17 protein-coding genes are annotated in these 15,285 nt (G+C 68.5%); 7 read left to right on the top strand and 10 right to left on the bottom strand.

From position 1 onward, the window contains the following. Positions 1–51 precede the first annotated feature (51 nt). The 3 genes from wrbA to AC5P9I_RS07000 all read left to right on the top strand — a co-directional run bounded on the left by wrbA (position 52) and on the right by AC5P9I_RS07000 (position 1,542). A complete protein-coding gene (wrbA, locus tag AC5P9I_RS07010; RefSeq protein ID WP_049465775.1) occupies positions 52–645 on the top strand; it encodes an NAD(P)H:quinone oxidoreductase in 594 nt (197 codons plus the stop codon). Then, complete coding sequence (locus AC5P9I_RS07005; protein ID WP_049465773.1) at positions 642–977, top strand: DUF2069 domain-containing protein; 336 nt, start codon at positions 642–644, stop codon at positions 975–977. The genes wrbA and AC5P9I_RS07005 overlap by 4 nt, the downstream gene beginning before the upstream one ends. Before the next feature lie 79 nt (positions 978–1,056). After that, positions 1,057–1,542 (top strand): asparaginase domain-containing protein, encoded by a 486-nt coding sequence (locus AC5P9I_RS07000; protein ID WP_010481766.1) that lies wholly within the window; start codon positions 1,057–1,059, stop codon positions 1,540–1,542. Positions 1,543–1,630: 88 nt separating this feature from the next. Here AC5P9I_RS07000 and AC5P9I_RS06995 read toward each other — a convergent pair whose 3' ends face one another. The 6 genes from AC5P9I_RS06995 to sufT all read right to left on the bottom strand — a co-directional run bounded on the left by AC5P9I_RS06995 (position 1,631) and on the right by sufT (position 7,642). Beyond that, positions 1,631–3,373 carry a S8 family peptidase gene (locus AC5P9I_RS06995; protein WP_049465771.1) on the bottom strand — a complete coding sequence of 581 codons (1,743 nt, stop codon included), beginning with the start codon at positions 3,371–3,373 and terminating at the stop codon, positions 1,631–1,633. 376 nt (positions 3,374–3,749) lie between these two features. Further along, positions 3,750–4,772, bottom strand: a complete 1,023-nt coding sequence (locus AC5P9I_RS06990) for a M23 family metallopeptidase (RefSeq protein ID WP_064237712.1) — start codon at positions 4,770–4,772, stop codon at positions 3,750–3,752. A 1-nt stretch (position 4,773) separates the two neighbouring features. Further along, complete coding sequence (locus tag AC5P9I_RS06985; RefSeq protein ID WP_049465767.1) at positions 4,774–5,109, bottom strand: transcriptional regulator; 336 nt, start codon at positions 5,107–5,109, stop codon at positions 4,774–4,776. Next, positions 5,106–5,762: a hypothetical protein gene (locus AC5P9I_RS06980; RefSeq protein WP_130768571.1), complete on the bottom strand. Its 657-nt coding sequence runs from the start codon at positions 5,760–5,762 to the stop codon at positions 5,106–5,108. The genes AC5P9I_RS06985 and AC5P9I_RS06980 overlap by 4 nt, the downstream gene beginning before the upstream one ends. A 174-nt stretch (positions 5,763–5,936) precedes the next feature. Next, a complete protein-coding gene (locus AC5P9I_RS06975) occupies positions 5,937–7,031 on the bottom strand; it encodes a branched-chain amino acid aminotransferase (RefSeq protein WP_049465764.1) in 1,095 nt (364 codons plus the stop codon). A 59-nt stretch (positions 7,032–7,090) separates the two neighbouring features. Further along, entirely contained in the window at positions 7,091–7,642 is a 552-nt protein-coding gene (sufT, locus tag AC5P9I_RS06970) for a putative Fe-S cluster assembly protein SufT (protein WP_005415385.1), read from the bottom strand. Between the two features lie 122 nt (positions 7,643–7,764). Here sufT and AC5P9I_RS06965 point away from each other — a divergent pair, with 122 nt between their 5' ends. Further along, positions 7,765–8,184 (top strand): hypothetical protein, encoded by a 420-nt coding sequence (locus AC5P9I_RS06965; protein ID WP_049465762.1) that lies wholly within the window; start codon positions 7,765–7,767, stop codon positions 8,182–8,184. Positions 8,185–8,451: 267 nt separating this feature from the next. Here AC5P9I_RS06965 and AC5P9I_RS06960 read toward each other — a convergent pair whose 3' ends face one another. After that, positions 8,452–9,912: an NAD(P)(+) transhydrogenase (Re/Si-specific) subunit beta gene (locus tag AC5P9I_RS06960; protein WP_130768572.1), complete on the bottom strand. Its 1,461-nt coding sequence runs from the start codon at positions 9,910–9,912 to the stop codon at positions 8,452–8,454. Continuing rightward, a complete protein-coding gene (locus tag AC5P9I_RS06955) occupies positions 9,909–10,229 on the bottom strand; it encodes an NAD(P) transhydrogenase subunit alpha part 2 (protein WP_049465758.1) in 321 nt (106 codons plus the stop codon). The genes AC5P9I_RS06960 and AC5P9I_RS06955 overlap by 4 nt, the downstream gene beginning before the upstream one ends. A gap of 97 nt (positions 10,230–10,326) precedes the next feature. On the opposite strand from AC5P9I_RS06955, the gene AC5P9I_RS06950 reads away from it, so the two are divergent. From AC5P9I_RS06950 to AC5P9I_RS06940, 3 genes are read left to right on the top strand one after another with little or no spacing between them, the layout of a single operon-like run. Next, complete coding sequence (locus AC5P9I_RS06950) at positions 10,327–10,911, top strand: RNA polymerase sigma factor (protein ID WP_187756744.1); 585 nt, start codon at positions 10,327–10,329, stop codon at positions 10,909–10,911. Further along, positions 10,908–11,234: a hypothetical protein gene (locus AC5P9I_RS06945; RefSeq protein ID WP_049465754.1), complete on the top strand. Its 327-nt coding sequence runs from the start codon at positions 10,908–10,910 to the stop codon at positions 11,232–11,234. Before AC5P9I_RS06950 ends, AC5P9I_RS06945 begins: the two co-directional genes overlap by 4 nt. Positions 11,235–11,237: 3 nt before the next feature. After that, positions 11,238–11,699, top strand: coding sequence for a DUF3106 domain-containing protein (locus tag AC5P9I_RS06940; RefSeq protein WP_053505765.1), 462 nt, complete (start codon positions 11,238–11,240; stop codon positions 11,697–11,699). Positions 11,700–11,820: 121 nt separating this feature from the next. Here AC5P9I_RS06940 and AC5P9I_RS06935 read toward each other — a convergent pair whose 3' ends face one another. Further along, positions 11,821–12,900, bottom strand: a complete 1,080-nt coding sequence (locus AC5P9I_RS06935) for an NAD(P) transhydrogenase subunit alpha (RefSeq protein WP_057493435.1) — start codon at positions 12,898–12,900, stop codon at positions 11,821–11,823. Between the two features lie 52 nt (positions 12,901–12,952). Next, positions 12,953–15,274 (bottom strand): PacR family protein, encoded by a 2,322-nt coding sequence (gene pacR, locus AC5P9I_RS06930; RefSeq protein WP_049465748.1) that lies wholly within the window; start codon positions 15,272–15,274, stop codon positions 12,953–12,955. Positions 15,275–15,285: the final 11 nt, after the last annotated feature.

Genomic DNA, 15,285 nt, shown 5'->3' with positions numbered 1-15,285 from the left:
GCTCGCAGGATAGCCATACTGGCGGCCACACGACGAGGAGAAGCGGGCACGATGGGCGAGATTCTGGTGCTGTACTACAGCCGGGGCGGTTCGGTGGCACGGCTGGCGCGCCAGATCGCGCGGGGCATCGGCGAAGTGCCGGGCATGACCGCGCGCCTGCGCACGGTGCCGCCGGTGGCTGCCGTGACCCAGACCGCGCAGCCACCGGTACCCGACGATGGCGCGCCCTACGTGAGCGTGCAGGACCTGGCCGAATGCCAGGGCCTGCTGCTGGGCAGCCCCACCCGCTTCGGCAACATGGCCGCGCCGGTCAAGCACTTCCTGGACGGGCTGGGCGCCGAATGGGTCAACGGCACCCTGTCCGGCAAACCGGCGGGCGTGTTCACCTCCACCGCGTCAATGCACGGCGGGCAGGAGTCGACCCTGCTGTCGATGCAGGTGCCACTGCTGCACCACGGCTGCGTGATCGTCGGCATCCCGTTCACCGAGCCGGCGCTGAGCCATACCACCAGCGGCGGTACGCCCTACGGCGCAAGCCATGTGGCCGGTGCCGCCGACGATCCGCAGCCGACCGACGACGAAGCGGTGCTGGCGCGCGCGCTGGGGCGCCGGGTGGCCGACATCGCGCAGCGCTTGGCCCGATGAGCCGGGCGCCGCGCACGGTGCTGCTGCTGGCCCTGATGGCGCTGGCCGCGCTGTTCGCCGGCTGGTTCATCAATGACAGGCACTGGCTGGCCACCCAGCTGGTGTTCACCGCCCCACCGCTGGCACTGGCCATCGCCGTGCGCCTGGGCTGGCGCAAGGCCGGCTTCTGGGCCTCGGTGCTGGCGCTGGGCTGGTTCAGCCACGGCGTGATGAGCGCCTGGAGCCACCCGGAAACACGCTGGCTGGCACTGATCGAGATCGCGCTGGCGCTGCTGGTGATCTTCAGCGCCAGCCTGCCCGGCCTGCGCGCCCGCTTCGGCAAGCGGCGCTGACGCTGCGCGCGCAGGGCCTTATCATCTGCATTCCTGGCCCCGCGCCGCAGTCCCTGTCCTGGTTTCGCGCATGCACATGATGGAAGAGCTCCTGGTCGTCACCACCGGTGGCACGATCGACAAGATCTACTTCGACGACAAGTCGGACTACCAGATCGGCGATCCGCAGATCGGCATGATCCTGCGCGAGCTGGGCGTGACGTTCCGCTTCAACGTGATCCCGATCCTGCGCAAGGATTCGCTGCACATCAACGACGAGGACCGCGAGCTGATCCGTGCCACCATCGCCGCGCAGCCGACCCGGCACGTGCTGGTCACCCATGGCACCGACTCGATGGTGCAGACCGGCAAGGTGCTGGCGACGATCCCGGACAAGACCATCGTGATGACCGGCGCGCTGAGCCCGGCCCGTTTCCGCGGCTCGGATGCCGAGTTCAACATCGGCTGTGCGATCGGTGCGGTGCAGTCGCTGCCGAGTGGCGTGTACATCGCGATGAACGGGCGGATCTTCGACCCGCAGCACGTGCGCAAGAACGTGGCGGCCAACCGCTTCGAGTCGGTCTGAGGAACAGGGCGCCGACCAGGGTCGGCATCCACCCAGGAAAAAACGCCCCGGCCGAAGCCAGGGCGTGCCCTTGGAGAGGGTCTTGGGCTCAGTACTGGGCGCTGAGGGTCACGCCCGAGAAGGTGCTGTACGCCTTCACCCGCACGTACCAGGTCCCGGCGGCGGGACTGTTGATGGTGCAGGTCTCGCTGTTGCCACTCAGGTACGGGCGGCAGGTGTAGGTGGTATCGGTCGGGGCACTGCCCTGGCGCACGTACAGGTCGGCATCGCCGCTGCCGCCACTGATCGCCACGCGCAGCTGGGTGCTGCCGGCCGGGACGGCGACGGTGTAGTTCAGCTCGGCACCGGTCGCAGCGCCCAGGCCGGTCACCGGCACATTGTTCTGCAGCACGTTGCCACCCGGGTTCGGGTTGCCACCGCCGTTGATCGCTGCGGTGACCGCCGCGTTGGCGTCGATGATGCCGGCGCCGCAGCCCCCCGAGCAGGCGCCCGGCAGCGGGCGTGCGGTGCTCTTGATGATGCTCTCGACCTGCGCCGGGCTCAGCGGGCTCGGCGCCACCGACTGCATCAGTGCAACCACACCGGCCACATGCGGGGCCGCCATCGAGGTGCCGTTGTAGGACGCGTAGCTGGCGCTGCCCGGCGTGGTGGTGCCGGTGTTGAGGGTGGACAGGATGCTCTGGCCCGGACCGGAAATGTCGATGCCGGCACCATAGTTGGAGAAGCTGGCCCGCGCACCGGCCGAGGTCGTGGCCGCTACTGCGATCACATTGGCGCAGTTGGCCGGCACCGACGAGGACACGTTGGTGTTGCTGTTGCCAGCGGCGACCACCACGGTGGTGCCGCGGCTGACCGCGCCGTTGATCGCGTTCTGGTAGGTGGCCGAGCAGGTGCCGCCGCCGCCCAGCGACATGTTGATGACTTCCGCCGGATTGGCATTGGCCGGCACGCCACTGACGGTGCCGCCGGAGGCCCACACGATGGCATCGGCGATGTCGGAGGTATAGCCGCCGCACTTGCCGAGCACGCGCACCGGGACGACCTTGGCGTTGAACGCCGTGCCGGCCACGCCGGTGCTGTTGTTGGTCACCGCCGCCACGGTGCCGGCGACGTGGGTGCCGTGCCAGCTGGAGTTGGACGCCGGGATGCCCGAGCCGCACTCGTTGGCGCCATACCAGTCGCCTTCGTCGTTCGGGTTGCTGTCGCGGCCGCCGCCATCGCGCGCCATCGCAGCGTCGCTGATGAAGTCATAGCCGGGCAGGATGTTGGCGTTGAGATCGGGATGGTTGGTGATGCCGGTGTCGATCACGGCCACCACGACGCCGGTGCCGGTGGCCTTGTCCCAGGCCGGCTGCACGTTGATCGACGCATTGGAGGTACCGAAGCCCCACTGTTCACTGAAGCGGGTGTCGTTCGGGGTCAGCGTCGCACGCATGATCTGGTCGACTTCGACGTATTCCACATTCGGGTCGGCAGCGAGCTTGCGCATCAGCAGCTCGGATTCGGCCTGGTCGAGCGGGCGATCGGTCCTGACCAGGGTCGGGCCCACGGCCAGCTTGCGGACTTCCTGCAGGCCCAGCGCGCGCCCCTGGCTGCTGGCCAGGCCGGCGGCGGCACTCTTCAGCGAAGACGCCAGTGCAGTGGTGTTGGCCACCGGCGCACTGCCGTCGCGGTACTTCACGATGAAGCGCTGGTGCGTCGGCGCGGACTGCAGGCCGCTGAGCTGGACGTCACCGGCCAGCGCAGGCGTGGCCAGCAGCAGCGATGACAGAACGGACGCACCAAGGACCACCCACACTCGACGCACACGCGGTTGCGTTACCTGGGACATCGTATTTCCCTTTCTAGTGGTGTGAATGCCGGAATCGGCAGAAGCACCGGCCCGAACCCTGGGCTGGCTTGCGTTGGCGAGGTTCGAAGTCCGGCGGGCCAGCGGATCCCCCTATCGATCCGCCGTGCACATGACGCTAATGACCAAAAGCGGACACCACAAGATTTTCAGCGTCTTTTCAGCAAGATGAAATGTCTGATATGAGACTTTTCGGGTCGAGGGTTTGTGAAGGTGAAGGACTTTCTCACGCCCTGCACGCACCTGACTGGGCGTTGTCCTGTCCGCCGATGACTTTGCCGACATCGGCGTGCACTTCCACGCCGATGGCCGCGCAGCACCGGCGCGGCCATCGTGCTACCCCGTTCGAGTGCAGGGACTATTCGATGTGTGCAGCGCCGCCAGGCCGAATGTGCTGCCCCTTGACCGGTTCGCCGCGCGCGACCGGCTGGCCGTCGGCCACATAGCCGGAGAACTGGGCCGGCAGCGCCGCGCTGACCCCGAACGCAGGCCCGGCCTGCAGCTGGTAGTGCAGGTGCGGTTCGGAGGAATTGCCGCTGTTCCCACAGTCACCGAGGTGCGTGCCGCTGCGGACGACCTGCCCCTGTGCAACGCGCACGCTGCCCTGGCGCAGGTGCGCCAGCACCGAGTACTCGTCATTGCCGTGATCGAGGATGACGCGGTTGCCGGTGAGCTGGGCAGCGTTCATCTGGCCTGGCACGTTGTCGGCGACGCCCTCGACCACCTCCACCACCGTGCCGTCGGCCGGCGCGAGGATTGGCCGGCCAAAGCAGAAATAGTCCTCGTTGCGCTGACCCTCTCCACCATGGGAACGGCCATCGCGGACCACCAGCAGGTCCATCGCGAAGCGCTGGCCGGCGTGGGCCGCATGGTAGTTCTGTTCGACACTGCGGCCGCCCCAGAACACGAAGAATTCATCTTTGAACGGCAGTTGCAGCCGTGTGCGGGTCTGGTAGTCAAGGAACCCGCTCGCCGCGGCCTGCGGAGGCGTGGTCTGTAGCGGGCGGATGTAGAAGCCGCCGATCCGCCCGTCAGCGTCGATGGCCCACAGCACCTGGATGATGGCCTGGCTCTTGGCGAAGCGCGCCTGCCGCAGATAGGTGTCGTATCCCTCAGCCTTCTCGACCTTCTCGCTGACCAGCTCGGTTTCTGCGCCCCAGCCTGCCAGCACCTGCTCGCGCAGCGCCACCAGGTTCTGCGGGGACTGCAGCCCCGCCCGCATCTGTGGCGTCATCCGTTCCCACAGGGCGTCGATGTGGCCTTCATAGAACTGCGCGGTCAGCGTGGCTCCCTGCTGGCGCGGATCTGTGGCCGCGGCGGCACCGGTGAGGGCAGAGAAGGAAACAACCAGAACTGCAAACAGGCGCGGGAGCAATGTCATGTCAGGCGTCCTTTCGATCCGGATCGGGAATGCCGGCGACGATCGCCGCCAGCTGAGTGCGGTACTCGGCCAGGGCGGTGCGCCCCAGTGGCGTCAACTGCAGGGTCGTCAGCGGGCGCTTGCCACGGAACGATTTCTCGATGGCGACCAGGCCGGCTGCCTCCAGCTTGCTCAGGTGACTGGACAGGTTGCCCTTGCTCAACCCGCTGAGATGTTCGACAAAGCCGAACTCGGCAGACTCGGCGCCGGCCAGGATCGACAGGATCAGCAGGCGCGCAGGTTCGTGGATCAGGCGGTCGAGCTGGAGCAGCGCGCGCGAATCAGGCAAGCGGGTCATTCGACGAGCGTCCGTCCGGCCATGAACGCGCGCATTTCCGCCTGCAGGCGGTGGAACCGCTGGTGGTCACGCCAGCCGACCACGATCAGCGCAATGGACGCCAGTGGGAACACCGCAGTGCTCAGCCCGAAATCGTAGGTCTGCCCGGTGAAGGCCAGCGCGGCCTGGCACAGCAGGAACACACCCACGATGAACTCCAGCGGTGTACGCAGCCAGCGCCACACTACCCAGGGCAGCAGCGCCACCACGGCCAGATAGCCGATGGCGCGCAGATCCCAGGGCAACTCGCCCATCGGCGCCAGCCTGGGCAGCACGCTGCCGATCACCAGCACGCTCACCAAGGCGGTGAAGGCGATGAAGAAGCGCTGGAAGTTGCGCTCGGCCGGCGTCACCTGCTCCTCGACCTGGCCCAGCCGCTGGTAGTAGCGGCGCGCCAGCCATTGCTTGCCGACGATCCACAGCACCGGGACAGCGATCAGCGCGACGCGCAGTTCCAGGGTGGTCGGCAACAGCGCGCCCGCAAGGAAGGAGGCCAGACAGGCGACACCACCCGCGATCGCCGACAGGCCACCGGCACTGCGCGAGTAACGCGAGTATTCACGGGTCAACGCCTGCAGGCGCGAGGAAGGATCAATGACGGACGGCTGCTGCATGACACGCTCCATCGGGGTCGCTTGAATTTAGTTTGCACTGCAAACCTATTTGCGTCAAGCAGTCCTATGCAGCGATCTGGCGGCCCCACAACGCAGAAAGCCCGTCACAGGGACGGGCTTTCCAGGAACAACGCCGCCAAGCGTAGGCTCGGCTCTCCAGTTGAGCGTGGGCGATCAGCCCAGCTTGACCAGCCAGTTGTGGCGGTCCGGCAGGCGGCCGTACTGGATGTCGGTCAGCTCCTTGCGCAGCGACATGGTCACTTCGCCAGCCGGGGCGTTGATGTCGCCCACCGCGAAGCCTTCGCCCTTCAGCTGGCCGATCGGGGTAACCACCGCCGCCGTACCGCAGGCAAACACTTCACTGATCGCACCGGAGGCCACGCCGTCCTTCCACTCGTCGATGCTGACCTTGCGCTCTTCGACCTTCATGCCGCGGTCGCGGGCCAGCTGCAGGATGCTCTCGCGGGTGATGCCCTCGAGGATGCTGCCGGACAGTTCCGGGGTGACCAGCGTGCCGTCCTTGTAGACCAGGAACACGTTCATGCCGCCCAGTTCTTCCAGGTACTTGCCTTCGACCGGGTCGAGGAACAGCACCTGCGAGCAGCCCTGCGCCTGCGCCTTCTGCTGCGGCAGCAGCGAGGCCGCGTAGTTGCCACCGCACTTGGCGGCGCCGGTGCCGCCCTTGGCCGCACGCGCGTATTCGGTGGACAACCAGATCGACACCGGGGCCACGCCCTTGGCGAAGTACGGGCCGGCCGGGCTGGCGATGACGTAGTAGCCGGCCTTGTGCGCGCCGCGCACGCCGAGGAAGGCTTCGTCGCCGATCATGAACGGGCGGAAGTACAGGCTCGACTCATCGGCGGACGGCACCCAGTCGCTGTCGACGGCGATCAGCTGCTTCAGCGATTCGACGAAGATCTCCACCGGCAGTTCCGGCAGCGCCAGGCGCTGCGCCGAACGCTGCAGGCGACGGCCGTTGGCATCGGGGCGGAAGGTCCAGATCGAACCGTCGGCATGGCGGTAGGCCTTGATGCCTTCGAAGATCTCCTGGCCGTAGTGCAGCACAGCTGCGGCCGGGTCCAGCTGCAGCGGGCCGTAGGCGCGCACGTTGGCGTTGTGCCAGCCGGCATCCTTGTCCCAGCGCACTTCCACCATGTGATCGGTGAAGTGCAGGCCGAAGCCCGGCTTCTCCAGGATCTTGGCGCGCTCTTCAGCGCTGCGCGGGTGGTCCGAACGGGTGACGGCGAAGCTGGGGATGGACTGGGACACCGGAGGATTCCTGTTCTGGTTGCGGGTAGTGCCGGGCCCGCGTCACTGCGGGCCCTGGGTCAAAGCATGCCGGTCTCGAGCCGGGCCGCCTCGGACATCATGTGCTGGTTCCACGGCGGGTCGAACACCAGGTCGACGTCGGCCTCGGCCACCGTCGGGATCATCTCGAGCTTGCTGCGCACGTCGTCGACCAGGATCTCGCCCATGCCGCAGCCCGGCGCGGTCAGGGTCATCTTCACGTCGATCTCGCGCTTGCCCTCGTCCAGGTGCTTGATCTCGACTTCATAGACCAGGCCCAGTTCGACGATGTTGACCGGGATTTCCGGGTCGAAACAGGTGCGCAGCTGCTGCCACACCAGCTGTTCCACCTGTTCATCGGTGGCATCGGCCGGCAGCTCCAGCGGTGCCGGTGCTTCCTTGCCGATGGCGTCGCCGTCCTTGCCGGCGATGCGGAACAGGTTGCCCTCGACGAACACCGAGTAACTGCCGCCCAGCGCCTGGGTGATGTACCCATAGCTGCCGGCGGGCAGGGTCACGGTGTCGCCCTGCGGGACCATCACGGCCTCGCAATCGCGTTCGAAGTGGACAGGTTCGCTGCTACGGGAATACATGGGGACCGATATGGGGCCGTGGCCATGGCCACGCAAGACGGCATTCTAGCCCAGCCGCCCCGGCACCGCCGGTGCACTGCGGCAAACCACAGTATCCTGTGGGTGATCTTCAGGGAGCTTCGATGTCCTCCAATGCCGCGCGTGCCAGGACCGTGACCTGGCTCTGGCCCCTCATGCTGTTGCTGGGCCTGCTTGTTGCTCCCCTCGCCTGGATGGTGCTGGCGCTGATCACCGGCCGCCAGGTCGGCTGGATGGCGGTGCTGGCCGCCCTGGAACTGGTGTTCATGCTGCGCCTGGGCACGCTGGGCCCGGGCCGGCTGCGCGTCGCCTTGGTCGTGCTGGGCACCCTGCTGGTGGCCGCGGTGGCCAACTGGGCCATCGCCAGCGCCTGGATGGGCGGTTCGATCGGCCTGGACCTGTGGGACGCCACGATGCGGATGGGTCCGCACCTGGCCTGGACCCTGATCACCCTCGCCAACGGCACGATCGAATGGCTGTGGCTGGCCGTGGCCGTTGCCGTAGGCGCCTGGCTGGCGCGCTGATCGCGTAGATCGCAGATCCACGCCACGCGCGGATGGGCGGGTAGTGCCGGCCGCTGGCCGGCAAAAGCGTGCGGACCACGGTCCGCACCTACCAGGTGCGGCCGCCACGCGTAGATCCGGTAGTGCCGGCCGCTGGCCGGCAAAAGCGTGCGGACCCAGGTCCGCACCTACCTGGTGCGGCCACCACGCGTGGATCCGGTAGTGCCGGCCGCTGGCCGGCAAAGGGGTCAGAGCCCTTTCCTGCGGAAAGGGAACCGACCCCAGTCCTCAATGCCCGCCGTCGAGCGCCTTCAGTTCGCTCACCAGCGAGGCGGCCGCTTCGGCACCATCGCCATACAGCATGCGGGTGTTGTCGGCATAGAACAGCGCATTCTCGATGCCGGCGAAGCCGGTGCCCTTGCCGCGCTTGATCACCACCACGTTGCGCGCGTTGACCACGTCCAGCACCGGCATGCCGTAGATCGGGCTGGCCGGATCAGTACGCGCCATCGGATTGACCACGTCGTTGGCACCGATCACCAGCACCACGTCGGTGTTGGCGAATTCCGGGTTGATATCGTCCATGTCGGCGATCAGGTCGTAGGGCACGCCCGCTTCGGCCAGCAGCACGTTCATGTGCCCGGGCATGCGCCCGGCGACCGGGTGGATGGCGAACTTCACCTTCACCCCGCGCTGGCCCAGCCGCTGCGCCAGTTCCCAGATCTTGTGCTGGGCCTGCGCCACGGCCATGCCGTAACCGGGCACGATCACCACGCGTTCGGCGAAGGCCATCATCGCAGCCACGTCTGCCGCTTCGATCGGCTTCTGCGAACCGGTGATCGCCTGTGCTTCGCCACCGGCGCCGCCGCCGAAGTTGGAGAACAGCACATTGCGGATCGGCCGGTTCATCGCCTTGGCCATCAACCGGGTCAGCAGGATGCCCGCCGCGCCGACCATCATGCCGGCGATGATCAGTGCCTCGTTGCCGAGCACATAACCTTCGAACGACACCGCCAGGCCGGTGAACGCGTTGTACAGCGAAATCACCACCGGCATGTCGGCGCCACCGATCGGCAACGTCATCAGCACGCCCAGTGCCAGCGCCAGCACGAAGAAGGCGACGATCGCCCAGGTGCTGAGCGTACTGGCAGCGATGATCGCCAGCACCACCACCGCCAGGGCCACCAGCAGGTTCATCACCTGCTGGCCCGGCCAGGTCACGCGCTTGTCCAGGCGTCCATCCAGCTTGGCCCAGGCGATCACCGAACCGGACAACGACACCGCACCGATCGCCGCGCCGACCACCGCCAGCAGCAGCATCGTGCCCGACGGCTGGCGCGCGGCCAGGTCGGCCAGCGCCTGCGCGCTCCAGTGGCTGGTATCGCGGTGGGCCAGGAAGGCATAGCGCAGCAGTTCCACCGCACCGATCGCCGCCGCCGAGCCACCACCCATGCCGTTGTACAGCGCCACCATCTGCGGCATGTCGGTGATGGCAACCTTGCCGGCCGACCACCAGGCCAGGCCCGCGCCCAGCAGCAGTGCCGCCAGGATCAACGGCACGTTATGCAGTTCGGGCAGGAAGAACGTGGCTGCGGTGGCCAGCAGCATGCCCAGCCCGGCCCAGCGGATGCCGCTGCGCGCGGTCAGCGGCGAGGCCATGCGCTGCAGGCCGAGCAGGAACAGCGTGGCGGCGACCAGGTAGCTGGCCTTGACCAGCCAATCGAGCAGTTCGACGGTGCTGATGTTCAAGCCTGCGGCTCCTTCGGTTCGTCCTTGCCGCCCTTGGGCGCGCTTGGCCTGAACATTTCCAGCATGCGCGCGGTGACCACGTAGCCACCGGCGGCGTTGCCGGCGCCGAGCACCACGGCCAGGAAGCCCAGCGCCTTTTCCAGCGGCGTCTGCGCATGCCCCAGCACCACCATCGCACCGATCAGCACGATGCCGTGGATGAAGTTGGAGCCCGACATCAGCGGGGTGTGCAGGATCACCGGCACCCGCGAAATGATCACGTGGCCGGCGATGGCCGCCAGCATGAAGATGTACAGCGCCACGAACCCGTCACTCACCGGCAACGCTCCTGCTCTGTCTTCGTCGCCCCATCATAACCACGGGCTGAACCCCTGCGCATCCGGCGTCAACCGTGGCGGCGCTCACGCGTTGTCGATGGTGACCCCGAGCAAGGAGCCGTACCCTGTGCTGGTGAGCAGCCCTGTCCCCCCGAGCGCCGAGACCGAGGCCCTGCCGGCCTCGCTGGAAGCGTTCCTGGCCCATGTCGGCCCGCGTGCGTTCCGATTCGCCGAGGCCGGCCTGCGCCAGCGCGAAGACGCGATGGACGCCGTGCAGGATGCGCTGCTGCGCATGCTGGACTACGCCGACAAGCCGGCTGCCGAATGGGCGCCGCTGTTCTGGAGCATCCTGCGCCGCCGCGTGATCGACATGCAGCGCCGGCGCCGCTTCCGCCTGCCGTTCTGGCGCGACACCCCGGACGACGACGGCGGCGGGATCGACTGGGCCGACCCCGGCCCGGACCCGGCGCAGGCGCACGAACAGCGCCAGCAGTACCAGCAGCTGGTGGAGGCGTTGCGCACCCTGCCCGCCCGCCAGCGCGAAGCCTTCACCCTGCGCGTGCTGCAGGACCTGGACGGCGCCACCACCGCCCGCGCCATGGGCTGCAGCGAAGGCGCGGTAAAGACCCATCTGGCACGCGCCCGGCAGGCGCTGCAGGACTATCTGGAGACCCGACCGTGAACCGCTCCCTGCCATCCGATGACACCCTGCGCCGCCTGCACGCGCAGTCGCTGCAGGCGCTGTCGCCGGCCACGCTGGCGCGGCTGCGCCAGGCGCGCCACGGCGCCACGGCCATCCACCGCGGGCGCGGGCGCTGGTGGCTGGCCAGCGCCTGTTCGCTGGTGGTGGCGCTGGCTGTCGGCGTGCAGTTCAGCGGCCTGGGCCTGCATTCCGGGCCCGCAACCGTAGCGCCGACGGCGGCGGTGGAAGACAACAGCGCGCTGTACGACGAGAATCCCGATCTGTACCTGTGGCTGGGCGATACCGACCTGGCGATGGAGTGAATCATGTCCCGACTGCCTACCCTGCCGCTGCTGTTGACCCTGTCGCTGCTGCCGGCCGTCCCGGCGCTGGCGCAGAACGCAGCGCCCGCGCCTGCTGCACGCCCTGCGCCGGGCGCCACGCTGCCTGCGTGGGAACAGCTGAGCGAATCCCAGCGTGAGTCCCTGCTGGCGCCGCTGCGCGACCGCTGGAACAGTGCCGATGCCGGCCAGCGCCAGCGCATGCTCTCGCATGGCCAGCGCTGGCAATCGATGAGCCCGGAGGAACGCGACAAGGCCCGCCGCGGCCTGCGCCGCTTCGAGCACATGAGCCCGGAACAGCGCGAGCAGGCACGCGCCCTGTTCGGGCAGATGCGCGACATGCCGCCGGCACAGCGCGACGCGCTGCGCGAGCGCTGGTCGCAGATGACGCCGGAGCAGCGCCGGGACTGGGTGCGCGACAACCCGCCGCCAGCGAAGCCGCGGTAAGGCCCCGGGGACGGGGTCAGAGCCCTTTACTGACGCAACGGGATCCGACCCCGGGATGACCCGCCGCACGTTCGGGGTCAGAGCCCTTTGCCAGAGGCAAAGGTCTCTGACCCCTTGTCATTCATGCCTGCCAGCGGGTCTTCGCCAGCAGCTCGTCATCCCAGTCGAACCCGAGCTGGCCTTCGCGCACGAACAGCGCAACGAAGTTGAGCAGGTTGCGCGCATACATCTCGCTGGCCTGCGTCGCACCGCGACTGGCCAGGCCCAGCGGGCCATCGATGGTCACGCCCTGGTGCTCGATGCACTGCCCCGGCCGGGTCAGTGCACAGTTGCCGCCGCTCTCGGCGGCCAGATCGACAATCACGCTGCCGGTGGCCATGCCTTCCACCATCGCGGCAGTCACGATCGTCGGCGCCGGGCGGCCCGGTACGGCAGCCGTGCAGATCACCACGTCCACGCCGCGCAGGTGGTCGGACAGCCGACGCTGCTGCTCGGCGCGCTCGTCATCGGTCAGCGCCCGCGCGTACCCGCCCTCGCCCGCCGCACTCACCCCGAGATCGAGGAAGCGTGCGCCCAGGGACTGGATCTGCTCACGGGTTTCGGGGCGCACGTCGAACCCTTCCACCTGCGCACCGAGACGGCGTGCGGTGGCGATGGCCTGCAGGCCCGCCACGCCGGCGCCGATCACCAGCACCTTGGCCGGCCGCACGGTACCGGCGGCAGTGGTCAACATCGGGAAGAAGCGCGGCGCGCGCTCGGCGGCGATCAGCGCCGCCTTGTAGCCGGCCATGCCGGCCTGCGAGCTGAGTACATCCATCGCCTGCGCGCGGGTGGTGCGCGGCAGCTGCTGCAGCGGGAACAGGTACAGGCGGTCGCTGTCCGCCAGCGCCGCCAGCGCCGGATCACTGGCCGGGGTCAACAGGCCGACCACGCTGGCCCCGGGCTTGAGCTGCTCCAGCACTGCCGCCGCAGGTGCCTGCACGCACAGCAGGATATCGATCTCGGGCCAGCGCCCCGCGTCGAAGACGCGTGCGCCGGCATCGTCATAGGCCGCATCGGTGAAGCCGGCGGCCAGGCCGGCGCCAGCCTCGTACCAGACCGTTATGCCCAGCGCGCCGAGCTTGCGCGCGGTTTCCGGCGTCAACGCCACGCGCCGTTCGCCCGGCGCGGTCTCCTTGATCCCCAGCAACGCCACGGCCATGCAGGTCCCCGCTGATCGGTGAGTTTTCCCGATCCTAGCAGGCGGCCCGCGCTCAGTGCAGCGTGGCGCTGCCCGGGTCGAGGCGGTCGATCACCCCCTGCATGGCGCTGTCGAAGGCACCATCATCCACATGGGCGCGCAGGCGGCCCAGCCGCACCATCACCGCCAGTTCTTCCGGCGAGGCCACGCAGAAGCGCACGCCGCGACGGTTGACGAACAGCAGGCGCGAAGAGATCGGGCTGACCCAGGACAGCTTGCCGGCCTGCACCTTGCCGTCCTTGTCGACGAAATCGAGCCAGTTGCCGATTTCCATGCGGCGGAAGCGGTCGGCATCGGCATTGTCGAAATCATCGGCGTCGATCTGGCCACCCAGTTCCACCGCCGGCGATTCAGCGACCGGCGGCGCCGGCAGCGCGACCTGTGGCAGCTCGGGCAGCGCGCGCTGCAGTTCCGGCCGCGACTCGGCGATGCCCTGCAGCGTGTCATGCAGGGCGTCAATCGCCCCGGTGGCCGCATCGCCGTGCACACCGACGCTGGCAAACACCTTGGCCAACACCGGCTGCCAGGCCTGCAGCCACGGCTTGCCGACGATCTGGCGGCGCGCCTCGGCCACTTCCTCCAGCAAGCCGTCGCCCAGGCTCAATGCCTCGGCCACCGAGGCGCCTTCTTCGCCCTCGCGCAGCAGCGCCAGAGTCAGGTGGTGCTGCCACGGCTGGCGCAGGAATTCGGCAATGGCCGGCGGCAGGCTGGCATCGCCGATACGGCGGTCCAGCTCGGCGCCGGCGCGGGTGCGGGCCATTTCCAGTTTTTCCTGGCCGCGCTGCGTTTCGGCGGCACGGCGCTCGGCGATTTCCACGCGGCGGCGATGCTGCACCAGGAACTCGCGGAATTCCTCTTCCAGGGTCAGGAAGATCGCCAGGTTCTCGTTGAACTCGGCCACCAGGCGCTCGATGATCTCTTCGACCTTGGCCATCAGCATGCGCTCGGCCTGGCTTTCGCCGGTGTTGCCCTCGCAGGCCTCGGCCAGCGAGTTGAGCAGCTTGCGCGCCGGATGGGTCTTCTGCACGAACATGCGGCGGTCGAGCATGGCCACCTTGACGAAAGGCACCACCAGGCGGCCGATCAGTTCGCGTGAGCGGCCCTCCAGTTCACGCTCGTCCAGCATCACGTCGAACAGCATGCCGACCAGGTCGATGGCGTCCTCGTCCTGCGGGTCCAGGCGGGTCTGGCCCGGATCGACGCCAAGCTGGGTGGCGCTGGACAGCACTTCGCTCTTCAGCCGCTGCGCCAGCGATTCGCCGTCCTCGCCGATGGCCGCGCGCAGGGTCGCGCTCGGCGTGGCCTGCAGCAGCGACAGCACCGACATCATTTCGCGCTGGCTGAGCGGTCGCTGCTGGCCGACCGCCACCTGTGCCGCAGACGTGGCGTCCTCACGCACGTGCCGGGTCTGCTGCAGCAGTTCGTGCAGCGCTTCCAGCAGCATGCCCTGCTGGCCGGCGTAGGCCTCGCCGGTGGCGCCGTCATCGCCGCCCAGGTGCTGCTGCATATGCCCGCGGCGCTCGGACCAGCGGGCGGCGAAGCGCTGCGCCCAGGCCGGTGCCGCCTGCTCGTCATCGCTGAAGCCTGGATCGAAGCCCGCGCCGTGGCGCTGCTCGACCAGGTCATCCAGCATCCCGGCCATGCGCGGATCCGGCGCCGGCGGCGGTGGGCGCTGCGGAGTGCCCATCTGCGACATCACGCCAGCCGCAGCCAGCTGCTCGTCCAGCTTCTCGTAGATGCGGCCGACCGGTGCGCGCAGGTCGCGCTCACACAGTTTGATCAGCACCAGATGCACTTCCGGGGCCAGTTCACAGCCGGCAAAGGCTTCGTGGATGGCCACGCCCAGATGCTCGGGGCTGATCGGATTATGGTCCGCGTCCAGTTCGACGCCGCCGATCAAGCGGCCCAGGCGGCGGTCCAGCCGTGCCAGCACCGGCTTGAAGTCACGCAGCAGTACGGTGGCGAAATTGCGCACCGCCAACCGTGATTCCAGCACATGCTCGGCCAGCAGGCTCAAGCCGTCCTCGGCCGGCCCGGACAGGGTCGCCTCGGCCGACAGCGGCTCACCGGCGGCCAATGCCGCCCAGGCCTGCTGCAGGTGGCCGGCGAAGGCGCCGGCGATGTCCTCGCGACGCCGGCGCAGCTCGCGCATCGCATCCAGGAACAGCAACTGCGACGAGCCGGCATTGCCGGCACGGTCGAACAGGGCATCGTCGAAACGCGCCAGTGCGGCCCCGAAGGCCTGGCACAGCGCGGGCAGGACCATGTCCCGGGCAAGCTGGAGCTGGGCCGGGTCACGGCCCGGCGATCCCATCGGTGTGGGCACGCTCATCATTCGGGAAGGCT

It is taken from the genome of Stenotrophomonas sp. YJH_SMC_29, from assembly GCF_059371235.1.
This window is presented reverse-complemented; position numbering and strand designations above follow the sequence as displayed.

What these genes read in the sequence shown, in the direction of transcription:
- wrbA (WP_049465775.1), top strand. Translation starts at nt 52, where the DNA reads ATGGGCGAGATTCTGGTGCTGTACTACAGCCGGGGCGGTTCGGTGGCA.
- AC5P9I_RS07005 (WP_049465773.1), top strand. Translation starts at nt 642, where the DNA reads ATGAGCCGGGCGCCGCGCACGGTGCTGCTGCTGGCCCTGATGGCGCTG.
- AC5P9I_RS07000 (WP_010481766.1), top strand. Translation starts at nt 1,057, where the DNA reads ATGGAAGAGCTCCTGGTCGTCACCACCGGTGGCACGATCGACAAGATC.
- AC5P9I_RS06995 (WP_049465771.1), bottom strand. Translation starts at nt 3,373, where the DNA reads ATGTCCCAGGTAACGCAACCGCGTGTGCGTCGAGTGTGGGTGGTCCTT.
- AC5P9I_RS06990 (WP_064237712.1), bottom strand. Translation starts at nt 4,772, where the DNA reads ATGACATTGCTCCCGCGCCTGTTTGCAGTTCTGGTTGTTTCCTTCTCT.
- AC5P9I_RS06985 (WP_049465767.1), bottom strand. Translation starts at nt 5,109, where the DNA reads ATGACCCGCTTGCCTGATTCGCGCGCGCTGCTCCAGCTCGACCGCCTG.
- AC5P9I_RS06980 (WP_130768571.1), bottom strand. Translation starts at nt 5,762, where the DNA reads ATGCAGCAGCCGTCCGTCATTGATCCTTCCTCGCGCCTGCAGGCGTTG.
- sufT (WP_005415385.1), bottom strand. Translation starts at nt 7,642, where the DNA reads ATGTATTCCCGTAGCAGCGAACCTGTCCACTTCGAACGCGATTGCGAG.
- AC5P9I_RS06965 (WP_049465762.1), top strand. Translation starts at nt 7,765, where the DNA reads ATGTCCTCCAATGCCGCGCGTGCCAGGACCGTGACCTGGCTCTGGCCC.
- AC5P9I_RS06950 (WP_187756744.1), top strand. Translation starts at nt 10,327, where the DNA reads ATGGTGACCCCGAGCAAGGAGCCGTACCCTGTGCTGGTGAGCAGCCCT.
- AC5P9I_RS06940 (WP_053505765.1), top strand. Translation starts at nt 11,238, where the DNA reads ATGTCCCGACTGCCTACCCTGCCGCTGCTGTTGACCCTGTCGCTGCTG.
- AC5P9I_RS06935 (WP_057493435.1), bottom strand. Translation starts at nt 12,900, where the DNA reads ATGGCCGTGGCGTTGCTGGGGATCAAGGAGACCGCGCCGGGCGAACGG.
- pacR (WP_049465748.1), bottom strand. Translation starts at nt 15,274, where the DNA reads ATGATGAGCGTGCCCACACCGATGGGATCGCCGGGCCGTGACCCGGCC.